Consider the following 25,740-nt stretch of genomic DNA (forward strand, 5'->3'; position numbering starts at 1 on the left):
CACGATGGTCCGGACGGGTCAACGATTGGCCGTAGCTTCACTGGCCGCTCCGTCAGGCGCCCCCGCGAGCCCCGCTCGACCGCCTTGCCCCGCCCGGTCGGCCTGCCCGGCCCGACCCGCCCGACCCCAGCCTCCGGCCCGGTCCGCGCGTTCCGCGTGCCCCTCGGCCACCATGCCCCCGGCGGTCCCGGTCATCCCGGCGATCTGCGTGCCACCACCGGCCGCTTCCGCCTCGCGCACGTCGGGCGTCCCCACCGCACCACCCCGCACCGCGTCCGCGCACGCGTACAGCTCCGCCGGCCGCACTCCGGCCAGCGCCGCGGCCAGGTACCCGTCCGGCCGCACCATCAGCACCGTGTGCGCGGCGGCCCCCGGATACCCCTCGGTGACCAGCAGTTCCGCGGGCATCGGCAAGGCGCAGACGGCCGCCGCGAGCCGTGGCATGAGCCCGGCGCCCAGCCAGTGCCGCCGCTCCCACACGCTCGTACCGGGCGCGACGAGCACCACCAGCAGACCGCCGCCCAGCCGGTCCCGCAGCCGGGCGTCCGAACCGTCCGGCGCGGTCACCGGGATGTCCACGACCGGTGCCCCCACGGCGGTCCCCACCGGGACGGCGTTCGCGGGAGGCGCGGCCGGGGCCAGGGGCGTACGGGTGTATACGTAGGGCGCGCCCAGCGGTCCGCGCCCCAAGTGCCCGTCGCTGAGCAGTCCGTCGTGCCCCCGGGCCGCGCCCGGCACCACCGTCCGCCGCACCGCGCGCCAGCCGCCCACGCCGCGCACCGGCGGCAGTGCCCGGTCCGCGGCGCGCAGCCGGGCGCCGATCGCACCGCGCCGCTCCGCCTGGTAGCTGTCGAGCAGGGCCTCCGAGGCGCCCTGGTGCCAGGCCAGGCCCAGCTTCCAGGCGAGGTTGTCGGCGTCCCGCAGCCCCTCGTCGAGCCCTTGGGTGCCGAGAGCACCGAGCAGATGCGCGGCGTCCCCGGCCAGGAACGCCCGGCCGGTGCGCCAGCGGCGGGCGAGCCGGTGGTGCACGGCGTGCACGCCGGTGTCCAGCAGCTCGTACGGCGGCACTTGCCCGCACCACGTGTACAGGGAATCGCGCACCCGCGCGATGAGCAGGTCCGGGGTGACGAGGTCGCGGCCCGGCGGCAGCAGCCAGTCGAGCCGCCAGACCCCGTCCGGCAGCGGACGGGCTGTCACCTCGCCACCGCCGTGCGGCGGCGCGCGGTGCAGCACGGCCTCGCCCGGCCAGGGCAGCTCGGCGCGGAGCGCGGCGACCGCGTACCGCTCCACGGCCGTGCGGCCGGGGAAGCGCACGCCCAGCAGTTTGCGGACGACCGAACGGGCGCCGTCGCAGCCCACCAGATAACTGCCGCGCCAGGTCGCGCCGTTGGCGCCCCGGGTGTGCGCGGTGACCCCGGTGGCGTCCTGCTCCAGGGACTCCAGTCGGCTGCCGCCGACGATCCGTGCCCCCGGCTCGCGGGCGAGGGCGGCCCGCAGTCCGCGGGTCAGCGCGTACTGCGGCAGGTGCAGCGGGGACGGCTCGCCCGGCTCCTCCTCGAAGTCGCCGAAGCGGCCGGGCGGTTTGACGTGCTCGAAGCCCTCGCGCTCCCTGAACGTCAGCTGGGCGGCCACGGCGCGGCGCCGTACCGTGCGCCAGCCGGTCCACCGGGCGCCGTCGCCGGTGGCGCAACCCAGCCGCTCCAGCATCCGGGCGGTGTCCGGTCGCAGCACGGCCGTACGGGCCAGGCGTCCGTCGTCGAGTTCCGCGCCACCGATCGCGCCGACGGCCGGGTCCGTTCCCTCGCCACGGCCCGCCGGTCCCTCCTCGAGGACGACGACGGGCACCTCGTGCCGGGTCAGGGCGAGGGCCAGGGTGAGGCCGACCGGGCCGGCCCCGACGACGATCACCGGGTCCACGGCACGGCTCCTTCACACCCGTGGGGACCGGCGATCCCGTGGCGGGTCGCGCGGTGCGTACCGCCCGTACGGGGCGTACGGGTCAGCGGGGGACAGCCGGGGGGAACACGGTGCGCGATCACAGAACGTATGCAACCCATTGCGGGTGCTTGCGTCAAGTGACCATGACGTTCGCCGCGGCGCGCCGGAACGCGTGCGCCCCGTCGGCCCGATCGGGCCGACGGGGCGTCACCGTCGTGTGATGCGGTGGGGCTTGGGGCGACACGCGCCGGAGCCGCCCGGCACCGGCCTAGGCCGTTTGGCCCCCGCCGCCGCCCATCCCGTTGGTGATGCTCGGGTCGTCGGCGGGCATCGCGGGAGGGGAGCCCTTGCGTGAGCGCTGTGTGCGCCGTTCGACCCACGTGGCGACGGAGGACAGGGCCAGGCAGAGCAGGATGTAGATCGAACCGAAGACGATCACCATCGGGATGAAGGCGTAGACGCCGTTCACGGGCGGGGTCTGCTGGGCGAACGCCTTGCCGACGAACAGCAGCTCCTCGTACAGGATGATGAAGCCGAGCGAGGTGTCCTTGAGGGTCACCACGAGCTGGCTGATGATCGACGGCAGCATCGAGCGGACGGCCTGCGGGACGAGGACGCCCGTCATCACCTGGGTCTTGCGCAGCCCGATCGCGTACGCCGCCTCGCTCTGCCCCCGGGGCACGGCGTTGATGCCGGACCGGAAGATCTCCGCCTGCACCGAGCCGTTGTACAGGGTCAGGCCGATGATCAGGGCCCACATCGGCTCGGAGGTGAAGACCGCCGCGTAGAGCAGGAAGATCATGATGAGCAGCGGCATGGCGCGGAAGAACTCCACGACCGTGGTGGCCGCCCAGCGCACGGGCTTGTGGTCGGAGAGCCGGCCCGCCGCGAGCACGGTGCCGAGCACCACGGACAGCACCGCGGCGATCGCGAACGTCTTCAGCGTCGTCAGCAGACCGTCGAGGATCCGCTGCTGGGTGTCGGCGTACTCGTAGTCGTCCCACAGGCCGGCCTGGAACTGGCCGGTCGAGTCGAGCTTGTAGCCGATGAAGGCGATCAGGCCGAGGACGGCGACAGTGGACACGACGCCGTAGACCCGGTTGCGGACCTTGGCCCTGGGGCCCGGTACGTCGTACAGGACGCTCGAGGTCATCGGGCCACCGCCAGCCGGTTCTCCAGCAGTCGGAAGAGACCGCTGATCGTGAAAGTGATGATGATGTAGCAGACCGCGATCCACAGGAAGATCACGTAAATGTCATAACCCGAGGCGGCGTTGAGCGTCTTCTGCACGGAGCCGAGCTCCGTGACGTTGAAGCCCGAGGCGATCGCCGTGTTCTTGGCGAGGGCGATCATCAGGCTCCCGATGGGCGGAATCGCCGTCCGGGCCGCCTGCGGCAGGACGATCTGGCCCAAGGTCTGGTTGAAGGTCATACCGATCGAGCGGGCGGCCTCGGCCTGGCCCACCGGCACCGTGTTGATGCCCGACCGGATGGCCTCGCAGATGAACGCCGAGGTGTAGCAGCCCAGCGCCATGACGGCGAGCCAGAAGGAGTCCCAGCCCTTGAGGCCGAGCGCGGGCAGCCCCAGGGTGACGGCGAGGAAGAGCAGCACCAGCGGGGTGTTGCGCAACAGCGTCACCCAGGCCGTGCCGAATATTCGCAGCGCGGGCACCGGAGAAACGCGGAACGCCGCGATCAGGGTGCCCAGCACCAGGGCGAGCGCCGCGCTCAGCGCCGTCAGCTCGACGGTGCCGAGGAAACCTTCGCGGAACATCGCGAAGTTGTCCGACAGAACGTTCAAGTCACTTCTCCGGAAATCGCGTGGCGGGCAGCCGCGCCGGGCCGTCCGGCCCCCGGGTCACCCCGGGGGCCGGACCTCACCGGCGCGGCACCGATCAGGCACCGCTGGTCAGTAGCGGTCGACCGCGGGCGGGGTCTGGGCGGCGGCCCCGGAGAGACCGAGCGTGGCGTCGTACGCCTTCTTCCAGTCTCCGTTCTTCATGTGCGCCTCGAGGGCGTTGTTGACCGCGTCGCGCAGCGCCTTGTCGTCCTTCTTCAGGCCGACGCCGTACGGCTCCTTGGAGAACGGCTTCTCGACGACCTTCAGGGCGCCCTTGTTCTCCGCGGCGTAGCCCTTGAGGATCGAGTCGTCCGTGGTGACGGCGTCGACCGAACCGTTGACCAGGTCCTGCACACAGAGCTGGTAGCCCTGCTGCGCCTTGGCCTCGCCCACCCCGTACTTGGCCTCCTTGATCCGCTTGAGCGGCGTGGAGCCGGTCGCCGAGCAGACCTTCTTGCCCTTGAGGTCGTCCGGGCCCTTGATGTCGCTGTCGGCCTTCACCAGCAGGTCCTGGCCGGCGATGTAGTACGGGCCGCCGAAGCCGACCTGCTTCTTGCGCTCGTCGTTGATCGTGTACGTGCCGACGTACAGATCCACGCCGCCACTGGCGATCTGCGTCTCACGGGCCTCGGAGGGGACCGTCTTGAACTCGATGTGCGCCTCGTCGAAGCCGAGGTCGGCCGCGATCATGCGGGCGATCTCCACATCGAAGCCGGAGCGCTTCTTGGTGCCGGGGTTCTCGAAACCGAGGCCGGGCTGGTCGGCCTTGGTGCCGATGGTGATCTTCTTGCCCTTGATCTTCTCGAAGACGGGCGAGCCCTTCACATCGGCGGCGGAGTTCACCTTGTACGTCGGCAGGGTCGGGGCCGACGCGCCGCCGCTGGCCTTGTCACCCGTGTCGTCGGGGCTGCCCGACTTGCCGCAGGCGGTCGCGGACGCGGTGAGCGCCAGCACCACGGCGGCCGCTGCGGCGGTTTTGCGGAGCTTCATGGTGAACATCCTTTGCGTCTGCGGGTGTCCGCTGTGGTCGAAACCGCCGGCGGCCCGGCGGGGGAAAAGGGGGTAGGGGTAAAAGGCGGTCCGCTGAGCGCGGCCGGAATCGATCAGTGGTGGAGGATCTTCGAGAGGAAGTCCTTGGCCCGGTCGCTGCGCGGGTTGGCGAAGAACTGGTCCGGGCGCGCCTCTTCGACGATCTTCCCGTCCGCCATGAAGACGACACGGTTCGCCGCGGAGCGCGCGAAGCCCATCTCGTGCGTGACGACGACCATCGTCATGCCGTCCGCCGCGAGCTGCCGCATGACCTCCAGCACCTCATTGATCATCTCCGGGTCCAGGGCCGAGGTCGGCTCGTCGAAGAGCATGACCTTGGGGTCCATGGCCAGCGCCCGGGCTATCGCCACGCGCTGCTGCTGGCCGCCGGAGAGCTGCGCCGGGTACTTGTCCGCCTGGGCGCCCACGCCGACCCGGTCGAGCAGCGAACGGGCCTTCGTCTCGGCCGCCTTGCGGTCCGTCTTGCGGACCTTGATCTGGCCCAGCGTCACGTTCTCCAGCACGGTCTTGTGCGCGAAGAGGTTGAAGGACTGGAAGACCATGCCCACATCCGCGCGCAGCCGCGCCAGCTCCTTGCCCTCCTGGGGCAGTGGCTTGCCGTCGATGCTGATCGTGCCGGAGTCGGTGGTCTCCAGCCGGTTGATCGTCCGGCACAGGGTCGACTTACCGGACCCCGAGGGCCCGATGACGACGACTACCTCGCCGCGCGCGATGGTCAGGTCGATGTCCTGGAGCACATGCAGCGCGCCGAAGTGCTTGTTGACGTTGTTCAGGACGACCAGTGCGTCCGCGACAGGGGCCGCGTCCTTGGTCACCGATACTTCGCTCATCGGCGTTCTCGCTCCGTCCTCCTCGATTGGGGTGGACCCTAATGAGCCGTGACGACCAGCGTCATTACATCTGAGCGGAAATTGAGCATAACGATACGGACTCGAACGGACACTCCGTGTGAACGGGTCCTCCGGGCCACACTCCGGACGCGCGGGCGTACCGGGTCCATAACGGAAACCCCCTCCCGGCCGGAACCCCCTTGACGCGCGGGGCGTCCATCGGCGTGGATGCGGTGTCACACCACAGCGGTGTCACGCCACTGCCGCCCGGAGGGGGGCCGATGAGACTCCTGCTCGTAGAGGACGACGACCACGTCGCCGCGGCCCTGTCCGCGGTACTGGCCAGACACGGCTTCGCGGTCACGCACGCCCGTAGCGGGGAAGAGGCCCTGCAGGCCCTGCTGCCGGCCGAGCGCGCGCCCTTCGGCGTCGTGCTGCTCGACCTCGGCCTGCCCGACCAGGACGGCTTCGAGGTGTGCGGCAAGATCCGCAAGCGCACCAGCACTCCCGTGATCATGGTGACCGCCCGCGCCGACACCCGCTCGAAGATCCACGGCCTGAACCTCGGCGCCGACGACTACGTGGTCAAGCCCTATGACACCGGCGAGCTGCTCGCCCGCATCCATGCCGTCGCCCGGCGCACCCCGCCAGCCGACAACGCCGCCGGTGATCCGCACGAGGCGGAATCACCGTGCGCGCTGCGGCTGGGGGCCCTGACCATCGAACTACCCAACCGCCATGTCTCCGTGAGCGGCTCCACCATCCCGCTCACCCGCAAGGAATTCGACCTGCTCGCGCTGCTCGCGCAGCGCCCGGGCGTCGTCTTCCGCCGCGAGCAGATCATCAGCGAGGTGTGGCGGACCAGTTGGGAGGGGACCGGGCGCACTCTTGAGGTGCACGTGGCCTCACTGCGGGCCAAGTTGCGCATGCCCGCGCTCATCGAAACGGTCCGCGGCGTCGGTTACAAAATCGTCGTCCCGGCCGTCTGACGGCAGTATGAGCTTGTGCGCACCCGACTCCTCCCGCTGCTCATCGTCCTCATGGCGGGCGTCCTGCTGGCCCTGGGCTTCCCGCTCGGGGCGGGCATGGCCGCGGTCCAGCAGCAGCGGGTGGTGGTCGACCGGATCGATGACACCGCCCGGTTCGCCGCTCTCGCCCAATTCGTCACCACCCGGCAGTTCGGGCCCGCGGACGAGGCGGACGAGCGGCTGACGACCCTGCGGTCCGAACTCGCCCGCTACGAGGATCTCTACGACATACGCGTAGGCGTCTTCTACCGCGACGGGCGGGCCATGGCCGTCGCCCCCGCGGGCTGGTCCGTACCACCCGAGGGGGAGGGCCGACAGGCATTCCAGGAGGCTCTCGCCGGGCGGCGCAGCCACGACCCCGGTCAGGTCCTGCCCTGGCGTGGCGGTCGGCTCGCCGTGGCCTCGCCCGTCATCCGCGACGGTGACGTCGTCGCGGTCGTCGTCACCGAATCGCCCACGGGGCAGCTGCGCTCGCGCATCCTGCACTCCTGGCTGCTGCTCGCGGCGGGCGAGACCGCGGCGATGTTACTGGCCGTGGGGGCCGCCTTCCGGCTCACCGGCTGGGTGCTGCGGCCCGTGCGGACCCTCGACGTGGCGGCGCACGGCATCGCCACCGGAGCGATGAACTCCCGCGTCGCGGTGTCCAGCGGACCGCCCGAACTGCGCCGCCTGGCCCGCTCGTTCAACGAGATGGCCGACAACGTCGAAGAAGTCCTGGAACAGCAGCGCGCCTTCGTCGCCGACGCCTCGCACCAACTGCGCAATCCGCTCGCCGCCCTGCTGCTGCGCCTCGAGCTGCTCGCCATGGACCTCCCCGACGGCCACGAGGAGATCGCCTCGGTGCGCACCGAGGGCAAGCGGCTCGCCCGGGTCCTCGACGACCTTCTGGATCTGGCCCTCGCCGAACACGCCGAGAGCGACCTCCAGCTGACCGACATAGCCGAGATCGTCACCGACCGGGTGGGCTCCTGGTCCCCGGTCGCCGACCGGGAGCAGGTCACCCTGACCTACAGCGGCCCGGCCGCCGTGACTGGCTGGGCCGACCCGATCGCGCTCTCCAGCGCCCTCGACGCGGTGGTGGACAACGCCCTGAAGTTCACGCCCGCGCACGCACGCGTGGACGTCACCGTCGCGGTCGACGGCGACAGCATCGGCATCACGGTCGCCGACGGCGGTCCGGGACTCGCCGAGGACGAGCTCGGCCGGATCGGGGACCGCTTCTGGCGCAGCAACCGCCACCAGAACGTCTCCGGCTCCGGCCTCGGCCTGTCCATCAGCCGCGCCCTCCTCGCGGCGGGCGGCGCCACCCTCTCGTACGCGCCGAACGAGCCCAACGGACTGCGGGCGACGATCGCGGTGCCGCGCGACGGGGGCGGCGGCACCAAGGCGACGCCGAAGAGCGCGAGGGCCGGCCAGTCCGGCGGCCGTGCCGCCGGGGCCTGAGGGGCCTCGCTCAGGGCGCGCCCCCAGGGCGCCTCACGGTTTGACCGACAGGTAATAGCGCCGCGCGCCCGCGTGCAGCGGCAGTGGATCGGTGAAGACCGCCGTCCGCAGGTCCACCTTCTGCGCCGCGTGGACCTTGACGCCGATCCGGTCGCGGCTGTGTATCACCGAGCGGGTGATCCGCTCCGTGAGATCGGGGTCGGCGTGGTCCATGGTGACCAGGAGATTCGCGACAGCGATCGTCTTGACGGCCTGCGTGGCGCGCAGCTCCGGGTAGGCGTCCGCGGGCATGACGGCCGCCCTGTAGTAGCGCGTGTTCCCGCCGAGGGCGTGCAGCGGCGCTATCAGGTCACCGAGCTGCACCAGACGGATCTCCATCCGTCGGCCGAGGGTCTGCACGGCGTTGGTGGGCAGTCCGCCGGACCAGAAGAAGGCGTCGATGTCACCCTTCTCCAGCAGGCCCGGCATCTGGTCGATGCCCACGCGCACCGGGGTGATGTCCTTGTCGAAGTCGACCCCCGCGGCCCGCAGCAGCCGCCGGGTGATCAGCTGCACCCCCGACTCGTCCGTGCCCACGCCGACCCGCTTGCCCTTGAGGTCCCGTGCGGATCCCACCGTCGACTTCTTCTCCACCACCAGCTGCATGTAGTCGTCGTACAGCCGGGCGCAGGCGCGCAGTGACCGCGCGCCCTTCCGCCCCGCGGCGCGGTAGGTCGCGACCGAGTCCGCGGTGGCCAGCGTGAAGTCGGCCTTGCCGGACGTGAGCTGCCGCAGATTGTCCAAGGACCCCTGGCTCTCCCTGAGCCGTACCTCCAGCTCGGGCAGGTCGCGGGCCAGATCCTCCTGCAGGAGCGCGCCGTACTTCGCGTACACCCCGGTCGGCACCCCGGTCGCGAACGACATCCGCCCGCTCGGCGAGGTCTCGCCGTCGAACGGCCACAGCCACCAGGCCAGGAGTGCGAGCACGACGGCGGCCACCGCGCCCGCTCGCAGGGCACGGCACCGATCGACGTGCGGGAGTCGGGGAGCCATGGGTGCGGATACTGCCAGCCCGAGTGGATACGGACCAGGCCCCAAACCGTGACCATCGGGGACCATCGCGGCCCCCGCCGCCCGCCCGTCCCCGGCCCGGACCGCGCGGGGGAGGGGGCAGGTTGTTCGCGCGACCCCGTACCCTGGTCGATTGAGATGAGTGCGAAGACATACGAGGTGCGCACCTACGGGTGCCAGATGAACGTCCATGACTCCGAGCGGCTGTCCGGCCTGCTGGAGGACGCGGGCTATGTCCGCGCGCCCGAGGGCACCGCGGAGGGTGATGCCGACGTCGTCGTCTTCAACACCTGCGCGGTGCGGGAGAACGCCGACAACAAGCTGTACGGCAATCTCGGCCGGCTGGCCCCCATGAAGACGAAGCGGCCCGGCATGCAGATCGCCGTCGGCGGCTGCCTGGCCCAGAAGGACCGCGACACCATCGTCAAGCGGGCCCCGTGGGTCGACGTCGTCTTCGGCACGCACAACATCGGCAAGCTGCCCGTCCTGCTGGAGCGCGCCCGCATCCAGGAAGAGGCGCAGGTCGAGATCGCCGAGTCGCTGGAGGCGTTCCCCTCCACGCTGCCGACCCGCCGCGAGTCCGCGTACGCCGCCTGGGTCTCCATCTCCGTCGGCTGCAACAACACCTGCACCTTCTGCATCGTCCCGGCGCTGCGCGGCAAGGAGGAGGACCGCCGGCCCGGCGACATCCTCGCCGAGGTCGAGGCGCTGGTCTCCGAGGGCGTCTCCGAGATCACCCTGCTCGGCCAGAACGTCAACGCGTACGGCTCGGACCTCGGTGACCGCGAGGCGTTCTCCAAGCTGCTGCGCGCCTGCGGCGCGATCGAGGGCCTGGAGCGCGTCCGCTTCACCTCCCCGCACCCGCGTGACTTCACCGACGACGTCATCGCCGCCATGGCCGAGACGCCGAACGTGATGCCGCAGCTGCACATGCCGCTGCAGTCCGGTTCGGACACCGTGCTCAAGGCGATGCGCCGGTCGTACCGGCAGGAGCGCTTCCTCGGGATCATCGAGAAGGTCCGGGCCGCGATGCCGGACGCCGCGATCTCCACCGACATCATCGTGGGCTTCCCCGGCGAGACCGAGGAGGACTTCGAGCAGACCATGCACGTCGTGCGCGAGGCCCGCTTCGCGAACGCCTTCACGTTCCAGTACTCCAAGCGCCCCGGCACGCCGGCGGCCGACATGGAGGGACAGATCCCCAAGGAGGTCGTCCAGGCGCGCTACGAACGCCTTGTCGCCCTCCAGGAGGAGATCTCCTGGAGCGAGAACAAGAAGCAGGTCGGCCGCACCCTGGAGGTCATGGTCGCCGAGGGCGAGGGCCGCAAGGACGGCGCCACGCACCGCCTCTCCGGCCGCGCGCCCGACAACCGCCTCGTGCACTTCACCAAGCCCGAGCAGCCGGTGCGCCCGGGCGATGTGGTGACCGTCGAGATCACCTACGCCGCTCCGCACCACCTGCTGGCCGAGGGCCCCACCACGGGCGTGCGCCGCACGCGCGCGGGCGACGCGTGGGAGAAGCGCACCGCCGCTCCGGCCGAGAAGGCGGGCGTCATGCTGGGCCTGCCGGGCATCGGTGCCCCGGCCCCGCTGCCCGCCCCGACGGGCGGCTGCAGCCTCGTCTGACGGCGGCTCGGGGGCGGCTCCGGCCGCTCCCGAGCCGTCCGGGGCAAAGGACGTCCCGGGTGCGTCGAGTGCCCGCCGCGACCCGCGCCCGTCGCCCCACTAGGCTGCGGATCATGCTTGTCGCCGCCGCCGTCTGCCCCTGTCCGCCGCTGCTCGTCCCGGAGGTCGCCGCCGGGGCCGCACTCGAACTGGACGCCTTGCGGGCCGCGTGTCTGGACGCCGTGGCCGTACTCGCCGCCGCCCGCCCCGACCGGCTCGTTGTCATCGGCCCCGCCGCGGTCCCCGGCCCGCACCCGCAGGGCGCGGCGGGATCGTTCCGCGGCTTCGGCGTCGACGTCGACGTACGGCTCGGCCGGGGCGAGCCCGCGGGGGAGCGGGAGCTGCCGCAGTCCCTCGCCGTGGCCGCCTGGCTGCTGGGACGTACGAGCTGGTCCACCGCGCCGGTCGAGGGCCTGGGCGTGGACGAAGCGCTGGACACCGCGCGATGCCTGGAGACCGGCCGCGAGCTGGCCGCGGGGGCCGAGCGGGTGGTGGTCCTGGCGATGGGCGACGGCAGTGCCTGCCGCACCCTCAAGGCGCCGGGCTATCTCGACGAACGGGCCGCCGCGTTCGACGCGGGCGCGGCCCGCGCGCTCGGAACCGCCGACACCACGGCACTGGCCGCGCTCGCCCCGGAACCGGCCCGGGAACTGAAGGCCGTCGGCCGTGCCCCCTGGCAGGTACTCGCGGGCGCGGCCGAGGGAGCCGGACTGACCGGAGAACTGCTCTACGACGACGCGCCCTACGGCGTGGGGTACTTCGTGGCGACCTGGACCTAAGCCTCCGTCTCAAGCCGCCTGCGCCCGTGGCGTGTGCACCACCGCTGCGCGGCGGTAGTCCCCATCAGGCCGCCCTGGGGCTGATTTCGGCCGGGCCCAGCGAAATCAAGCCCGTCCGGCGATTGAGGACGCGCCCGCAGGGCGCCTGCCGCCGCAGGCGGCACGGGCCGGCCCGCAGTCGAAGAACCGCCGGCCAGGCGCGGCGCACCGTACATACACGGCGACGGCCGCGGAGCGAGACGCTCCGCGGCCGGTCGCCGACGAGGTGTCAGGAGGCCGACGAGCCCGTACCGCCGCCCTTGGCGTCCTTCTCGGAGAGCCGGCCGAGGGCGTCCTTCGCCTTGGCCGTGCCGGTCCGGATCTGGCTGCTGTACTTGCCCTTGGTCTGCGAGTCGACCACCTGCGCGGCCTTCTCCAGCCCAAGCCCGATCTTGTCCCCGTGCTGCTGCGCGAGATCACCGACCTTGCCCTTCACCGGGCCGAGCTTGGCTATGAGGTTGTCGAACAGGCTCACGAGCACTCCCTGATATTCCTCGTCGATACGCTACTTACGGGCGCCCTCACCGGCCTCGCTGTCGGCAGCCTTCTCCGCGGACTGCTGCTTGGGGATCTCGACTCCCTCGGCTGCCTCGTCCTCCGCGCCGGCCTCGGCGGACTCCTCCGCCTTCGCCTCGGCCGTCTCCTCGGCGTCGGTCGATTCCGCCGTCAGAGTGGCAGTCGCGGCCTCTTCGGTTGACGCTTCGGACGCCTTACGGCGAAACCTTGAAAACACGCCCATATCTACTCCATTACCTTACTGGTGTGAGCGAAATCCCGCGTCGCCCGGAGCGTCCCATTGCGCCGCTTCCGGGCACCGACCCGTGAACCGGCCGTCGGAACCTCGCAACAGGCAACGAACCCGGCCGCGTCGCGTCACGTCGCTCGTTCGAGGGGCGAGCCCAAGGTTTGCGAGACTGGTGCAGTGAAAAACGCAGTTCCCGCACCGCGGGTCATCGCCGTCGTCGGACCCACGGCCGCCGGCAAGTCCGATCTCGGCGTCGCCCTCGCCCAGCACCTGGGCGGCGAAGTCGTCAACGCCGACTCCATGCAGCTCTACCGCGGCATGGACATCGGCACCGCCAAGCTGACGATGGAGGAACGCCAGGGGGTCCCGCACCACCTGCTCGACATCTGGGACGTGCGCCAGGCCGCGAGCGTCGCCGAATACCAGCGGCTGGCCCGCGCCGAGATCGACCGGCTGCTCGCCGAGGGCCGCACCCCGGTGCTCGTCGGCGGCTCCGGGCTCTACATCAAGGGCACCATCGACGCCCTCGACTTCCCCGGCACGGACCCCGCAGTACGCGCCCGGCTGGAGGCGGAGCTGACGGAGCTGGGCCCCGGCGCCCTGCACACCAGGCTCGCCGCCGCCGATCCCGCCGCCGCCCGGGCGATCCTGCCCGGCAACGGCCGGCGCATCGTGCGCGCCCTGGAGGTCATCGAACTCACCGGCAAACCCTTCACCGCCAACCTGCCCGGTGAGAAGCCCGTGTACGACGCCCTCCAGATCGGCGTCGACGTCGAGCGCCCCGAGCTGGACGAGCGGATCACCGTGCGCGTGGACCGCATGTGGGAGGCCGGGCTCGTCGACGAGGTGCGCGCGCTGGAACGCGAGGGACTGCGCGAGGGGCTCACGGCGCCCCGCGCGCTCGGCTATCAACAGGTGCTCGCCTTCCTGGCGGGGGAGTGCACCGAGGAGGAGGCGCGGACCGAGACCGTCCGCGCCACCAAGCGGTTCGCCCGGCGCCAGGACTCCTGGTTCCGACGGGACGCGCGCGTGCACTGGCTCAGCGGCGCGGCCGACCGGCGGGCGGAACTCACCGGGCAAGCGCTGGGGTTGGTCGAACGGGCGGTCACAGCCTGATCACGTGATGGCATCGGGACGCTCCGCACGCCGTTCGTGACCGTGCGAGCGTGCCATCATCGAGCTCGATCGAGCCGTGAAGTCCGAGTTGGGAGGGCGCGTGGCGATGGAGGCCGGTCCTCGCGACAGACCGCAGCAGCCGCCGCCCGGTGAGCCGGAGGCGCTGACTCCGGACGGCCCCGAGGACACCGAGGGCACCGCACCCGACAGTGCCGCACCCGCGTCCTTCCGGGAGCTGCGCCCGCAGCGGAGGCTGCGCGTCTGGCAGCTCGCACCGATTGTCATGCTCGCGGCTATCGGCTCGCTGATGTTCGCCTTCCCGCTCGCCTTCGAATTCGGCGACGGCGGACCCGTCGTCGCCATGCTCGGCCTGCTCATCAGCTGCTGCGCCGCGGGCTGGGGCGTGATGGCGGCCCGCCGGGTGGGCTACACCTGGCCCGGCCTGCCGCAGCGGGGCTCCGGGCGCCGCCCGGACTGGCGGTACGTAGCCCTCTACACGGCCGTGGTCGCCCTCCTGGTCGTCCTCGCCGTCTGGCGCGTGGCGCGCCTGAGGTAGCGCGGGGGCCGCCTGCCCCCGTGCCCCCTGTGGGGTCACCCCTGGTCGCGGGCGCTGTCCCCGGTTCCCCGTACCATCGAATCGTGAGCACAGCGCAGATCGCCTTCCTCAAGGGCCACGGCACCGAGAACGACTTCGTGATCATCCCCGACCACGACGGTCGGCTCGAGCTGTCCCCGGCCGCCGTCGCCCGGCTGTGCGACCGCCGGGCCGGTATCGGCGCGGACGGCGTGCTGCGGGTCGTACGGTCCGCGGCGCACCCGGAGGCCCGCGCGATGGCCGACGAGGCCGAGTGGTTCATGGACTACCGCAACGGCGACGGCAGCGTCGCCGAGATGTGCGGCAACGGCGTCCGCGTCTTCGCGCGCTACCTCCAGCGGGCCGGTCTCGTCGAGGAGGGCGACCTCGCGATCGCCACCCGGGCGGGCATCCGCCGCGCCCACATCGCCAAGGACGGCCCCGACGGCACGCCCGGGGACGTCACCGTCGCCATGGGCCGTGCGGTGCTCCCGGACGGCGGGATCACGGTCACCGTGGGGGAGCACGAATGGCCCGCCCGTAACGTCAACATGGGCAATCCGCACGCCGTCTCCTTCGTCGACGACCTCGCCGACGCCGGGAATCTGTTCACGGCCCCCGCCGTCAGCCCCGCCTCCGCGTACCCGGACGGCACCAACGTCGAGTTCGTCGTCGACCGCGGCCCGCACCACGTCGCGATGCGCGTCCACGAGCGCGGCTCCGGCGAGACCCGCTCCTGCGGCACCGGCGCCTGCGCCGTGATGGTGGCCACCGCCCGCCGCGACGGTGCCGACCCCGCCCTCCTCGGCCACCCCGTCACCTACACCGTCGACATCCCCGGCGGCCGCCTGGTGATCAGTGAGAGCCCCGACGGCACGGTCGAGATGACCGGCCCCGCCGTGATCGTCGCGGAGGGCGTGCTCGACCCGTCCTGGCTGGACACGGTCCTCGGCTGAGCGCCCCGCCGCGCACCCCCTGCCCGTACGCGGGGGCTTTCGGACGCGGGCTCGCTCGAATGGGTGATCCGTTTCACTCTGGGCGAGAGCGGGTGAGCGGTGCGTGATGGGCTCGGTAGCATCAAGCACCGGTCTGGAGGCGTGAGCCGACCGCCGGTCGATGCCGCCGGAGGTGCCCATGAGCGCAGACGCCACGAATGAAGGTGCTCTCGGCCGCTGGCGCGGCCGCCCCCGACTCGACCTGAGACGGCTGGGGCGCGCGGCGCTGGGCGGTTCCGGAGCGCGGGGGCGCCTCCCCGACGCGATCGACCACGTCGCCAAGGTCCATCGCGCGCACCACCCCGGCGCGGACCTCGACATCCTGCGCCGCGCCTACGTGCTCGCGGAGTCCTCCCACCGCGGCCAGACGCGCAAGAGCGGCGAGCCGTACATCACGCACCCCCTCGCCGTCACCCTGATCCTCGCCGAACTGGGCGCCGAGACCACGACGTTGACGGCCTCCCTCCTCCACGACACCGTCGAGGACACCGAGGTGACCCTCGATCAGGTGCGGGAGCAGTTCGGCGAGGAGGTCCGCTTCCTCGTCGACGGCGTCACCAAGCTGGAGAAGGTCGACTACGGCGCCGCGGCCGAGCCCGAGACCTTCCGAAAGATGCTCGTGGCCACCGGCAACGACGTCCGTGTGATGTCCATCAAGCTCGCCGACCGGCTGCACAACATGCGCACCCTCGGCGTGATGCGCCCCGAGAAACAGGTCCGCATCGCCAAGGTCACCCGCGATGTGCTGATCCCGCTGGCCGAGCGGCTGGGCGTGCAGGCCCTCAAGACCGAGCTGGAGGACCTGGTCTTCGCGATCCTCCACCCCGAGGAGTACGCCCGCACCCGCGACCTCGTCCTCGCGCACGCCACCCGTACCGACCCCCTGCAGGCGACCGCCGCCCGGGTGCGCTCGGTGCTGCGGGAAGCGGGCATCACCGCCGAAGTCCTCGTCCGGCCCCGGCACTTCGTCTCCGTGCACCGGGTCCGGCTCAAGCGCGGCGAGCCGTCCGGCTCGGATCTGGGCCGGTTGCTCGTCCTCGTCACCGAGGACGCGGACTGCTACGCGGTCCTGGGCGAGCTGCACACGTGCTTCACGCCGTTCATCTCGGAGTTCAAGGACTTCATCGCCGTACCCAAGTTCAACCTCTACCAGTCACTGCACACCGCCGTCGCGGGCGAGGACGGCCAGGCCGCCGAAGTCCTCATCCGCACCCACCAGATGCACCGGGTCGCCGAGGCCGGTGTGATCGCCCTCGGCAATCCCTACGCCGGTCCGGAGACGCCCGACGCCCCGGACGGCGAGCGCGTCGACCCCACCCGCCCCGGCTGGCTCTCCCGGCTCCTGGAGTGGCAGCGCGCCACACCCGACCCCGACACCTTCTGGACCTCGCTCCGCGACGAGCTGGCCCAGGACCGGGAGGTCACCGTCTTCCGCGCCGACGGCGGCACGATCGGCCTCCCGGCGGGCGCGAGCTGTGTCGACGCGGCCTACGCCCAGCACGGCGACGGCGCGCACGGCTGTATAGGCGCCCGCGTCAACGGCAGGCTGGCAACACTCAGCACGGTCCTGCGTGACGGCGACACGCTCCAACTGCTGATGTCCCCCGACACCGTCTCCGGGCCGTCCCCGGAGTGGCTGGAGCACGCCCGCACACCGGCCGCGCGGATCGCCATCGGCCGCTGGCTGGCCACCCACCCGACGCCCGAACCCGGTGCGCCGCCCAGGGCCTCGCCCGCGCCGCCCGCCCCGGGCCCGCCCCGGCCCGCCGCCAAGGCCACCGGCCCGGCCCCCGCGGGACCCGTCGTCGTCGCGGAGAAGGCCGATCTGCCGGCCGTGAACGTGCGGCTCGCCGGCTGCTGCACGCCCGTGCCGCCCGACGAGGTCACCGGCTTCACCGTGCGCGGCGGCACCGTGACCGTGCACCGCGCCCAGTGCCCCGCGGTGGACCGCATGGTCACCTCCGGACGCGACCCGGTCGGTGTGCGGTGGCGGGCCACGGACGGCGCGGACGCCCGCGACTACCGCGTCACCCTGCGCGCCGAGTCCTTCAGCAGGCCGCATCTGCTCGCCGATCTGACCGAGGCCATCGCAGCCGAGGGCGCGGCGGTGGTCTCGGCCGCCGTCGAGCCGCCCCACGAGCAGCGCGTGCGCCATACGTACACGCTCCAGCTGTCCGACGCCGCGCGGCTGCCCGAGCTGATGCGCGCGATGCGGCGGGTCCCGGGCGTCTACGACGTCGAGCGGGCCGGCCGGCCGGTGGCGGCCGCGCCCCTGTGACGAGCCGGCCGGGCCGAGCGGGAGGCGCTCCGGCGGGGTGGCACTCCGTACGGCCCTTCGGGCCGCTCGTACGGGTGGGAAAGTGTCGTGGCGCCACTCGGGTCGACCCGCGCGCTGATAGCGGTGGACGCATGCCGCACACACCCGGGGCACGTCCCCCGAAGCCCCGGCGGTCCGTACGCCGCCGCGCCGCCCTGACCGCCGCCGTCGCGGCCCTTCTCCTCGGGGCAGCCGCCCCGCCGCCGTCCCCCACCGCGCGGGGTATCGGCGACCGGCTCTTCCCGGACCTCGGCAACCCCGGCTTCGACATCGCCGCCTACGACATCAGCTTCACCTACCACGGCAACGACAAGCCGCTCGACGCCGTCACGGTCATCGAGGCCGAGGCCACCGCCGACCTGGACAGCCTCAACCTGGACTTCACCCACGGCACGGTCGGCTCGGTCGAGGTCAACGGCCTGCAGGCCCGCTTCGAGACCGTCAAGGAAGACCTGGTCGTCACCCCACGGGTCGCCCTGCCGCGCGGCGGGGGCTTCACCGTCACCGTCCGCCACACCAGTGACCCGCGCGCCAGTGGGGACGGCGGCTGGGTCCGCACCGGGGACGGGCTGGTCATGGCCAACCAGGCCGACGCCGGACACCGGGTGTTCCCCGGCAGCGACCACCCCTCGGACAAGGCCCGCTTCACCTTCCACGTCACCGCTCCCAAGGACCTGACGGTGGTCGCCAACGGGCTGCCCGCCGGGCGCAGAGCCAGGGGAGCGGTCACCTCCTGGAGCTACCGGACCGGCCACCCCATGGCCACCGAGCTCGCCCAGGTCTCCATCGGCCGCTCCGCCGTGCTGACCCGCACCGGCCCGCACGGCCTGCCCGTCCGGGACGTGGTGCCCGCCGCCGACCGGAAGCAGCTGCAGAAGTGGACGGCGAGGACCCCTGGCCACCTCGCCTGGATGGAGAAGAAGGTCGGCAGGTACCCCTTCGAGAACTACGGGGTGCTGATCGCCGACGCGTCGACCGGATTCGAGCTGGAGACGCAGACCCTCTCCCTCTTCGAGCGCGGGCTGTTCACCAACGCCGCGTTCCCCGCCTGGTACGTCGACGCGGTCATGGTGCACGAGCTGGCACACCAGTGGTTCGGCAACAGCGTCAGCCCCCGCACCTGGTCCGACCTGTGGCTGAACGAGGGCCACGCCACCTGGTACGAGGCGCTGTACGCCCAGGAGAAGTCCGACAAGCCCCTCGTCGACCGCATGCGCCTGGCCTACGAGCAGTCCGACGCCTGGCGCGCCGACGGCGGCCCGCCCGCCGCGATCAAGGCCCCGGCCCCTGGCAAGAAGATCAGCATCTTCCGGCCCGTCGTCTACGACGGTTCCGCCCTCGTGCTCTACGCCCTCCGGCAGAAGATCGGCGCGCCCGCCTTCGACCGCCTGGAGCGGGCGTGGGTCACCGGCCATCGGGACGCCACCGCGACCACCGCCGACTTCATCGCCCTCGCCTCCAAGATCTCCGGCCAGGACCTGAAGCCGTTCCTGCACGCCTGGCTGTACGAGGCCAGGACGCCGCCCATGCCGGGCCACCCCACCTGGAAGACCGCCAAGAAACCCGAGTGACGCCCCGGCGGCGGCATGGGACCATCAACGGGTCGGCGAGGCGGCCGGCCCCGGGAATCTCCGGGGCCCCGCAGGCGTTGTCGACGGTGCGGCCCCACACCTCGGGGCCCGCACCTACCAACGATGCAAAGGATCAAATGACCTCCTCTTCTTCCCTTCCGCAGGACCAGGACCGGCAGAGCCTCCCGGAGAGCCTTCGGGCCGACGCCCTGATGGAAGAGGACGTCGCCTGGAGCCAAGAGATCGACGGGGAGCGCGACGGCGATCAGTACGACCGCTCCGAGCGCGCGGCACTGCGCCGGGTGGCGGGTCTCTCCACCGAGCTGGAAGACGTCACCGAGGTCGAGTACCGGCAGCTGCGCCTGGAGCGCGTGGTGCTGGTCGGCGTCTGGACGTCCGGCACGGCCCAGGACGCGGACAACTCCCTCGCCGAGCTGGCCGCGCTCGCGGAGACCGCGGGCGCCCTCGTCCTCGACGGTGTCGTCCAGCGCCGCGACAAGCCGGACCCGGCCACCTTCATCGGTTCCGGCAAGGCGCGGGAGCTGCGTGACATCGTCCTGGAGAGCGGCGCCGACACCGTCGTCTGTGACGGCGAGCTCAGCCCCGGCCAGCTCATCGCCCTCGAAGACGTCGTCAAGGTGAAGGTGGTCGACCGGACCGCCCTCATCCTGGACATCTTCGCCCAGCACGCCAAGTCCCGGGAGGGCAAGGCGCAGGTCGCTCTCGCGCAGATGCAGTACATGCTCCCGCGCCTGCGCGGCTGGGGTGCCTCGCTGTCCCGGCAGATGGGTGGCGGCGGCGGTGGCGGCATGGCCACCCGTGGCCCCGGTGAGACCAAGATCGAGACCGACCGGCGTCGCATCCGCGAGAAGATGGCGAAGATGCGCCGGGAGATCGCGGAGATGAAGACCGGCCGGGACATCAAGCGCCAGGAACGCCGGCGCAACAAGGTCCCCTCGGTCGCCATCGCCGGATACACCAACGCGGGCAAGTCCTCGCTGCTCAACCGGCTCACCGGTGCGGGTGTCCTGGTGGAGAACGCCCTGTTCGCCACCCTGGACCCGACCGTGCGCCGGGCCGAGACGCCCAGCGGGCGGCTCTACACCCTCGCCGACACCGTCGGGTTCGTCCGGCACCTGCCGCACCACCTCGTCGAGGCGTTCCGCTCCACCATGGAGGAGGTCGGCGACTCCGACCTGATCCTGCACGTGGTGGACGGCGCGCACCCGGCGCCGGAGGAGCAGCTGGCCGCCGTGCGCGAGGTGATCCGCGAGGTGGGCGCGGTCGACGTGCCCGAGATCGTGGTGATCAACAAGGCGGACGCCGCCGATCCGCTGGTCCTCCAGCGGCTGCTGCGGATCGAGAAGCACTCGATCGCCGTGTCCGCGCGGACCGGCGAGGGCATCGAGGAGCTGCTCGCGCTGATCGATGTCGAGCTGCCGCGGCCCGCCGTCGAGATCGAGGCGCTCGTGCCCTACACGCACGGCGGCCTGGTCGCGCGGGCGCACGCCGACGGCGAGGTGATCTCCGAGGAGCACACCCCGGAGGGCACCCTGCTCAAGGCGCGCGTGCACGAGGAACTCGCCGCCGAACTCCAGCGGTTCGTACCGGCCGCGCGCGGCTGACGCGCGGCGCTCCCGCAGGCGGAAACGAAGGCCCGCCCCCGACGGTGTCGGGGGCGGGCCTTCGCGCTGCGGTGTCGCGGACTCCTGGTCGGCGGTGCCGCGACTACTGGTTGGCGAACTTCCGGCTGAGCGCGTCGTAGACGCCCTTCGCCTCCGGGCCCAGGCGCGGACCCGCCAGCCAGGTGTTGCCGGCCGGGCCGATCGAGGTGTTGGAGACGAGCGCCAGCTTGCCGTCGGCGCCCTTGGCGAACCAGCCGCCGCCGGACGAACCACCGGTCATGGTGCAGCCGATGCGGTACATCGTCGGCTGCGCGGGCTGCAGGGTGAGGCGGCCGGGCCGGTCGATGCAGTCGTACATCTTCTGACCGTCGAACGGCGCCGCGGCCGGGTAGCCCCAGGCGCCCATGGACTGGATGGACTTCACCTGCGGAGTGCTGAAGTCCACGGGGAGGGCGTTGCCGACCGTCTCCTCCAGGGACTTGCCCGTGGGGGTCTCCTGCTTGACGTGCAGCACGGCGAAGTCATAAGGCGCACCCGCGCCGCCGCTCTCCGCGCCCTGCGCGATCCACTGCGAGGACGTCTGCGCCCAGTTCGCCCACCACACGCCGTACGGGGCGACGTCCTGCATCGGCGCGCTGTTGACCTGCGAGGCGGGCAGTCCCTTGTCGTTGTACGAGGGGACGAAGGCGATGTTGCGGTACCAGCCGCCCTTCTGCCCCGCGTGCACGCAGTGACCCGCGGTCCACACCATGTTGGACTTGCCCGGGTGGGCCGGGTCCTTGACGACGGTCGCGGAGCAGACCATGTGCCCCTGCGGGCCGTCGAAGAACACCTTGCCGACCGGGGCCGCGTTCTGGCGGTAGGGAAGTTTGACGGCCTTCGCGGAGACGGGCCTCGGCTCCGGGTCGGTGACGCCCTGGTCGCTGCTGCCCGAACCCGGGACCGTGCCCGGAGCGCCCTGCGTCGCGAGCGTCTTGTCGCCGGCCCGGGCGTCCTTCATGTTGCCGGGCTTCCAGTGTTCCTTGATCATTGGGTTGATGAAGTCGCGGGCCTCACGCATCCACTGGTCCTTGTCCCAGTTCTTCCAGGCCCCCTCCTTCCACTTCTGCTTCCACTTCTCCAGGTCCTGCGTGGGGATGCCCTTGGGCAGACTGGGGAGGTCGTCGCTCGCCTGGCTCGCGGTCGCACTCGGCTTGGTGTCGCCGCCCGCGGCCTTGTCGTCGGACGGCCCGCAGGCGGTGGCGGTCAGCGCCAGAGCGGCGGTGAGAGCGGCGGCCGCCAAGGCCGGCCGGCGTATGGGTGACATGGAGTGGACTCCCCCTGGTTGATCTCTGCTTGTCAGAAAAGCGCTCGTCGGTCGCGCGCCGATGCGTCCGGTGGCACGGCACTGATGGACTTGTCATGCACCGTCCCAGCGACGGGGCGCGGCCCCACACTATGCCCGGTGTGGTGGGAGACGGATGATCGCGGGTCCCTGGTTCCGCCGTGAAGGATCTTGGCTCTGGGCCGTGTTCCGTGGCCCGCGGCGTCGTTGGTACGTACGGGGGACAGCCGACCAGCGTTCAGCAGGAGGACCCAGAGCCGTGGCCTTGACCCAGCTACCGCCCGTGGGGCCGTCGGCGCGCGACGAGGTCCCCCGGCGGCAGCCGAGCCGTGACTCCGCGGCCCGCACCTACCCCCGCTCGCTGCCCGTCGTGCCGGTGCGCGCCCGTGGGCTGACCGTCGAGGGCGCCGACGGCCGTCGCTATCTGGACTGCCTCTCCGGGGCGGGCTCGCTGGCCCTCGGGCACAACCACCCGGTCGTGCTCGAAGCCATCCGTTCCGTCCTTGACTCCGGTGCGCCGCTGCACGTCATGGACCTGGCCACGCCGGTGCGGGACGCCTTCACCGAAGAGCTGTCCGCCACGCTGCCCCGCGCGTGGGCCGACTCGGCGCGGATCCGCTTCTGCGGCCCGGCCGGCACCGACGCCGTGCGGACCGCGCTGGGGCTCGTACGGAAGGCCACCGGGCGCACCGGGCTGCTCGCCTTCGCCGGCGCCCACGACAAGATCGCCGCGGCCGCGCCGGGCGGGAGCGTGATCCGGCTGCCCTACCCGCAGGACTACCGCTGCCCGTTCGGCGTCGGCGGCACCGAGGGTGCCCGGCTGGCGGCCGACCGGGCCGAGAGCCTGCTGGAGCACCGCGGGAGCCGGGCGGACGGCCCGGCGGCGATGCTCGTCGAACCCGTCCTGGGCGAGGGCGGGGTGGTCCCCGCACCGGACGGATGGCTGCGCCGGATGCGGGAGTTGACCGCGGCGCACGGCATCGCGCTGATCGCCGACGAGACGCACACCGGGGTGGGCCGGACCGGCGCGTTCTGGGCCGTCGAGCACAGCGGCGTCGTCCCTGACGTCATGGTCCTTTCCGACGCCATCGGCGGCAGCCTCCCGCTCGCCGCCATCGTCCACCGCGACGGGCTGGACGCCGGGCCGACCGGCGAGTGCGCGGAGACCTTCCGGGGCAACCAGCTCGCCATGGCGGCGGGCGCCGCGACGCTGAAGTACGTCCGGGAGAACCGTCTCCCCGAGCGTGCCGCGGAGCTGGGCGAGCGGATGCTGGCCGGGCTGAGGGTGATGGCGGCGGAGTGCGACCACATCGGGGAGGTACGCGGGCGCGGACTGATGATCGGTGTGGAGTTCGTCGACCCCGAGGCGCCCCGCCCGGCCGATGGAGGCAGCCGCCCGCCGCTCCCGGCCGCGCCCGCAGCGGCCGCCGCGGTGCGACGGGAGTGCCTGCGGCGCGGCCTGATCGTCGGGCCGGTCGACCGGTATGCGAGCGTGATCCGGCTGCTGCCACCCCTGACCATCACGGACGAGCAGGCGGAGGCGGTTCTCGACCGGTTCGCCGACGCCCTCGCGGCCGTCTCGCACGGCGCGCACCAGCGGCTCCCCGGCCCCCTGGAGCGACCGGGCGCCCGTAAGCCGCGCGACACGTCGAGGAACGTCGGTGCGCCGGGCAGCCCCGGCGCGACGACGCCGGGCGCGCCACCTCCCCCCGGCACCAGCTCGCACACCAGCCCGTCGAACCACCTCAGCACGCCGAAGGAGGCAGGCGCCGCATTCCCGGCCTGACCGCCGAGGTGCACGCCGCACAGCGCATGAACGCATCCCCGGACACCGATGCGTCCCCCGTCGGTCAGGGCCGCGAAGCCGGCCCGCCACAGGAAGCCGCCCCGGCGGTGCCGCACCAGAGCGGCCGCCCCGGCGTCATCCCGGACCCCGGCCGCCACGCCGAAGCCGACCCGCTGGAGCACCCCGACCCGCGGGTCGCCGGTGACGCCGCCACCGTGGAGAACCTGCTCCGCTGCTGGGTGCGCGAGACCGACGCCACCCGCCCCGACGGTCCCACCCTGCACCTGTCGCTCCCCGCGAGCGGTACCACCCTCCTCGTGCCCGTCGTCCACTGGTCCGCCACCGGCTGGCACCGCTTCGGGCCGCCCGTGTCGGCGGACGCCCCCGCCGACGCCCCGCCCGTCGACGCCGTCACGCTCGCCGCCCTCCTCGGCCGCGAGGTCGCCTACCGTGCCGCGCGCGAGGGCGGGCCGTCCACCGGGGACAGCGGCGATCTCGTCGGACGGGTCGCCGACTCCGCACGCCGCACCGCCGCGTTCCTCGCGGACCGGCGCGCCCGGCCCGCCGACCCGGACGGAGGAGACCTCTTCCTCTACGGCGAGCAGGCCCTCGTCCTCGGGCACCCCCTGCACCCCGCGCCCAAGAGCCGCGAAGGCTTCTCCGACGCCGAATCGCCGCTCTACTCCCCGGAGACGCGGGGAGCCTTCCCCCTGCACTGGCTGGCCGTCCACCGCTCCGTGCTGGCCACCGACTCCGCGTGGACCGAGCGCGGCCGGGCCGTGGAGGCCGCCGCGCTGGCCACCCGGCTCGCCGGTCCCCGCCTGCGGCTCCCCACGGACACAGCGCCCCTGCCGCTGCACCCCTGGCAGGCACACGACCTCCGCAACCGTCCCGATGTGGCCCGGCTGTTCGACGCCGGGCTGCTCCACGACCTCGGCCCTTGCGGCGAGCCCTGGTCCCCGACCTCCTCCGTACGGACGGTCTACCGCTCCGGTGCGCTCGCGATGCTGAAGCTCTCCCTCGGGGTGCGCATCACCAACAGCCGTCGTGAAAACCTCCGCAAGGAACTGCACCGCGGGGTCGAGGTGCACCGCCTGCTGCGCAGCGGCCTCGCCGAGCGATGGCGGGCGGCCTGCCCGGGCGGCCTCGGCTTCGACATCGTCCGCGACCCGGCCTGGCTCGCGGTCGACGCGCCCGACGGCACACCGCTGCCCGGCCTCGACGCCGTCATCCGGCACAACCCCTTCGGCCCCGGCGACGACGCCGTGTGCCTGGCCGGCCTCCTCTCCCCGCGCCCCTGGCCGGACCGCGCCGGGCAGGACGGGCGATTGGCCATGGGCTCCCGGCTCGCCGAGATCGTCGCGGGGCTCACCCTGCGCACCGGCCGGCCCGCCGGGGCGGTCTCCGCCGAGTGGTTCCTGCGCTATCTGGAGGCGGTCGTACGGCCCGTGCTCTGGTTGGACAGCGAGGCGGGCATCGCCCTGGAGGCGCATCAGCAGAACACCCTTGTCCTGCTGGACCGGGACGGCTGGCCGGTCGGCGGGCGATTCCGCGACAACCAGGGCTACTACTTCCGGGAGTCCCACCGTCCCGCGCTCGAGCGCCGGCTCCCCGGGATCGGTGCGGAGAGCGAGACCTTCGTGGACGACGGCATCGCCGACGAACGGTTCGCCTACTACCTCGGCATCAACAACATCCTGGGTCTGATCGGCGCGTTCGGCGCACAGCGCCTGGCCGACGAGCGGATCCTCCTGGCAGCGCTCCGCCGCTTCCTCAAGGAGGCCGCCAGGACGACGGGCGAGGGCCGCGCCCTTCACCCCTCCCCCCTGGCGGCCCATCTGCTCGAGGCCCCCACCCTCAGCTGCAAGGCGAACCTGCTGACCAGGCTGCACGGGCTCGACGAACTCGTCGGCCCGGTCGACACGCAATCGGTCTACGTCAACTTCACCAACCCCCTTGTCACCTCCGCCGGATGAGCGGCGAGCGCCCCGGCCCGGGGGTGAACGGGGCTCAGCGGGCCTCCTCG

21 protein-coding genes are annotated in these 25,740 nt (G+C 72.4%); 12 read left to right on the forward strand and 9 right to left on the reverse strand.

Annotated elements, in window-relative coordinates; translation table 11 throughout:
* Window positions 1-18: 18 nt before the first annotated feature.
* The 5 genes from ACZ53N_RS00145 to ACZ53N_RS00165 all read right to left on the reverse strand — a co-directional run bounded on the left by ACZ53N_RS00145 (window position 19) and on the right by ACZ53N_RS00165 (window position 5,657).
* Complete coding sequence (locus ACZ53N_RS00145) at window positions 19-1,917, reverse strand: FAD-dependent oxidoreductase (RefSeq protein WP_469138729.1); 1,899 nt, start codon at window positions 1,915-1,917, stop codon at window positions 19-21.
* 289 nt (window positions 1,918-2,206) lie between these two features.
* Window positions 2,207-3,091, reverse strand: a complete 885-nt coding sequence (locus ACZ53N_RS00150) for an amino acid ABC transporter permease (protein WP_469138730.1) — start codon at window positions 3,089-3,091, stop codon at window positions 2,207-2,209.
* Window positions 3,088-3,738, reverse strand: a complete 651-nt coding sequence (locus ACZ53N_RS00155; protein ID WP_130881842.1) for an amino acid ABC transporter permease — start codon at window positions 3,736-3,738, stop codon at window positions 3,088-3,090. Before ACZ53N_RS00155 ends, ACZ53N_RS00150 begins: the two co-directional genes overlap by 4 nt.
* Before the next feature lie 108 nt (window positions 3,739-3,846).
* Entirely contained in the window at window positions 3,847-4,767 is a 921-nt protein-coding gene (locus tag ACZ53N_RS00160) for a glutamate ABC transporter substrate-binding protein (protein WP_469138731.1), read from the reverse strand.
* Window positions 4,768-4,880: 113 nt separating this feature from the next.
* Entirely contained in the window at window positions 4,881-5,657 is a 777-nt protein-coding gene (locus ACZ53N_RS00165) for an amino acid ABC transporter ATP-binding protein (protein ID WP_469138732.1), read from the reverse strand.
* Window positions 5,658-5,938: 281 nt separating this feature from the next.
* Between ACZ53N_RS00165 and ACZ53N_RS00170 the strand changes: the two genes are divergently transcribed.
* Window positions 5,939-6,646 (forward strand): response regulator transcription factor, encoded by a 708-nt coding sequence (locus tag ACZ53N_RS00170; RefSeq protein ID WP_469138733.1) that lies wholly within the window; start codon window positions 5,939-5,941, stop codon window positions 6,644-6,646.
* Between the two features lie 15 nt (window positions 6,647-6,661).
* Entirely contained in the window at window positions 6,662-8,128 is a 1,467-nt protein-coding gene (locus ACZ53N_RS00175) for a sensor histidine kinase (protein ID WP_469138734.1), read from the forward strand.
* Window positions 8,129-8,161: 33 nt separating this feature from the next.
* Here ACZ53N_RS00175 and ACZ53N_RS00180 read toward each other — a convergent pair whose 3' ends face one another.
* Complete coding sequence (locus ACZ53N_RS00180) at window positions 8,162-9,160, reverse strand: TAXI family TRAP transporter solute-binding subunit (protein ID WP_469138735.1); 999 nt, start codon at window positions 9,158-9,160, stop codon at window positions 8,162-8,164.
* Window positions 9,161-9,316: 156 nt separating this feature from the next.
* Between ACZ53N_RS00180 and miaB the strand changes: the two genes are divergently transcribed.
* The gene (miaB, locus tag ACZ53N_RS00185; RefSeq protein WP_469138736.1) at window positions 9,317-10,804 is read left to right on the forward strand and encodes a tRNA (N6-isopentenyl adenosine(37)-C2)-methylthiotransferase MiaB; all 1,488 of its coding nucleotides are present in this window, start codon (window positions 9,317-9,319) and stop codon (window positions 10,802-10,804) included.
* Between the two features lie 113 nt (window positions 10,805-10,917).
* Window positions 10,918-11,622, forward strand: coding sequence for a class III extradiol dioxygenase subunit B-like domain-containing protein (locus tag ACZ53N_RS00190; protein WP_469138737.1), 705 nt, complete (start codon window positions 10,918-10,920; stop codon window positions 11,620-11,622).
* A gap of 268 nt (window positions 11,623-11,890) precedes the next feature.
* Here ACZ53N_RS00190 and ACZ53N_RS00195 read toward each other — a convergent pair whose 3' ends face one another.
* Together ACZ53N_RS00195 and ACZ53N_RS00200 are read right to left on the reverse strand one after the other, a co-directional pair.
* Window positions 11,891-12,136 carry an antitoxin gene (locus tag ACZ53N_RS00195; RefSeq protein ID WP_469138738.1) on the reverse strand — a complete coding sequence of 82 codons (246 nt, stop codon included), beginning with the start codon at window positions 12,134-12,136 and terminating at the stop codon, window positions 11,891-11,893.
* Window positions 12,137-12,166: 30 nt separating this feature from the next.
* Window positions 12,167-12,400 (reverse strand): gliding motility protein, encoded by a 234-nt coding sequence (locus ACZ53N_RS00200; protein WP_362214208.1) that lies wholly within the window; start codon window positions 12,398-12,400, stop codon window positions 12,167-12,169.
* 183 nt (window positions 12,401-12,583) lie between these two features.
* Between ACZ53N_RS00200 and miaA the strand changes: the two genes are divergently transcribed.
* The 6 genes from miaA to hflX all read left to right on the forward strand — a co-directional run bounded on the left by miaA (window position 12,584) and on the right by hflX (window position 20,604).
* Complete coding sequence (gene miaA, locus ACZ53N_RS00205) at window positions 12,584-13,522, forward strand: tRNA (adenosine(37)-N6)-dimethylallyltransferase MiaA (protein ID WP_469138739.1); 939 nt, start codon at window positions 12,584-12,586, stop codon at window positions 13,520-13,522.
* 106 nt (window positions 13,523-13,628) lie between these two features.
* Entirely contained in the window at window positions 13,629-14,078 is a 450-nt protein-coding gene (locus ACZ53N_RS00210; protein ID WP_469139019.1) for a hypothetical protein, read from the forward strand.
* Between the two features lie 83 nt (window positions 14,079-14,161).
* Window positions 14,162-15,052: a diaminopimelate epimerase gene (gene dapF / locus ACZ53N_RS00215; protein ID WP_469138740.1), complete on the forward strand. Its 891-nt coding sequence runs from the start codon at window positions 14,162-14,164 to the stop codon at window positions 15,050-15,052.
* 178 nt (window positions 15,053-15,230) lie between these two features.
* A complete protein-coding gene (locus ACZ53N_RS00220; protein ID WP_469138741.1) occupies window positions 15,231-17,369 on the forward strand; it encodes a RelA/SpoT family protein in 2,139 nt (712 codons plus the stop codon).
* A 131-nt stretch (window positions 17,370-17,500) separates the two neighbouring features.
* Window positions 17,501-18,979 (forward strand): M1 family metallopeptidase, encoded by a 1,479-nt coding sequence (locus ACZ53N_RS00225; protein ID WP_469138742.1) that lies wholly within the window; start codon window positions 17,501-17,503, stop codon window positions 18,977-18,979.
* A gap of 137 nt (window positions 18,980-19,116) precedes the next feature.
* Complete coding sequence (gene hflX, locus ACZ53N_RS00230) at window positions 19,117-20,604, forward strand: GTPase HflX (RefSeq protein ID WP_469138743.1); 1,488 nt, start codon at window positions 19,117-19,119, stop codon at window positions 20,602-20,604.
* 103 nt (window positions 20,605-20,707) lie between these two features.
* On the opposite strand, the gene ACZ53N_RS00235 is transcribed toward hflX, so the two are convergent.
* Window positions 20,708-21,910 carry a trypsin-like serine peptidase gene (locus ACZ53N_RS00235; protein ID WP_469138744.1) on the reverse strand — a complete coding sequence of 401 codons (1,203 nt, stop codon included), beginning with the start codon at window positions 21,908-21,910 and terminating at the stop codon, window positions 20,708-20,710.
* A gap of 277 nt (window positions 21,911-22,187) precedes the next feature.
* On the opposite strand from ACZ53N_RS00235, the gene ACZ53N_RS00240 reads away from it, so the two are divergent.
* Both ACZ53N_RS00240 and ACZ53N_RS00245 read left to right on the forward strand, forming a co-directional pair.
* On the forward strand, window positions 22,188-23,714 hold the full coding sequence (locus tag ACZ53N_RS00240) for an aminotransferase class III-fold pyridoxal phosphate-dependent enzyme (RefSeq protein WP_469138745.1): 1,527 nt from the start codon (window positions 22,188-22,190) through the stop codon (window positions 23,712-23,714).
* A 26-nt stretch (window positions 23,715-23,740) separates the two neighbouring features.
* Window positions 23,741-25,690: an IucA/IucC family protein gene (locus ACZ53N_RS00245; protein ID WP_469138746.1), complete on the forward strand. Its 1,950-nt coding sequence runs from the start codon at window positions 23,741-23,743 to the stop codon at window positions 25,688-25,690.
* Window positions 25,691-25,740 lie beyond the last annotated feature (50 nt).

This window comes from Streptomyces sp. NPDC033229 (assembly GCF_055576875.1).

Bases quoted from the DNA above. Each gene is read 5' to 3' on its own strand.
- ACZ53N_RS00150 (WP_469138730.1), bottom strand. From the start codon at position 3,091: ATGACCTCGAGCGTCCTGTACGACGTACCGGGCCCCAGGGCCAAGGTC.
- ACZ53N_RS00160 (WP_469138731.1), bottom strand. From the start codon at position 4,767: ATGAAGCTCCGCAAAACCGCCGCAGCGGCCGCCGTGGTGCTGGCGCTC.
- ACZ53N_RS00165 (WP_469138732.1), bottom strand. From the start codon at position 5,657: ATGAGCGAAGTATCGGTGACCAAGGACGCGGCCCCTGTCGCGGACGCA.
- ACZ53N_RS00170 (WP_469138733.1), top strand. From the start codon at position 5,939: ATGAGACTCCTGCTCGTAGAGGACGACGACCACGTCGCCGCGGCCCTG.
- ACZ53N_RS00180 (WP_469138735.1), bottom strand. From the start codon at position 9,160: ATGGCTCCCCGACTCCCGCACGTCGATCGGTGCCGTGCCCTGCGAGCG.
- miaB (WP_469138736.1), top strand. From the start codon at position 9,317: ATGAGTGCGAAGACATACGAGGTGCGCACCTACGGGTGCCAGATGAAC.
- ACZ53N_RS00190 (WP_469138737.1), top strand. From the start codon at position 10,918: ATGCTTGTCGCCGCCGCCGTCTGCCCCTGTCCGCCGCTGCTCGTCCCG.
- ACZ53N_RS00200 (WP_362214208.1), bottom strand. From the start codon at position 12,400: ATGGGCGTGTTTTCAAGGTTTCGCCGTAAGGCGTCCGAAGCGTCAACC.
- ACZ53N_RS00210 (WP_469139019.1), top strand. From the start codon at position 13,629: ATGGAGGCCGGTCCTCGCGACAGACCGCAGCAGCCGCCGCCCGGTGAG.
- ACZ53N_RS00220 (WP_469138741.1), top strand. From the start codon at position 15,231: ATGAGCGCAGACGCCACGAATGAAGGTGCTCTCGGCCGCTGGCGCGGC.
- ACZ53N_RS00225 (WP_469138742.1), top strand. From the start codon at position 17,501: ATGCCGCACACACCCGGGGCACGTCCCCCGAAGCCCCGGCGGTCCGTA.
- hflX (WP_469138743.1), top strand. From the start codon at position 19,117: ATGACCTCCTCTTCTTCCCTTCCGCAGGACCAGGACCGGCAGAGCCTC.
- ACZ53N_RS00235 (WP_469138744.1), bottom strand. From the start codon at position 21,910: ATGTCACCCATACGCCGGCCGGCCTTGGCGGCCGCCGCTCTCACCGCC.
- ACZ53N_RS00245 (WP_469138746.1), top strand. From the start codon at position 23,741: ATGAACGCATCCCCGGACACCGATGCGTCCCCCGTCGGTCAGGGCCGC.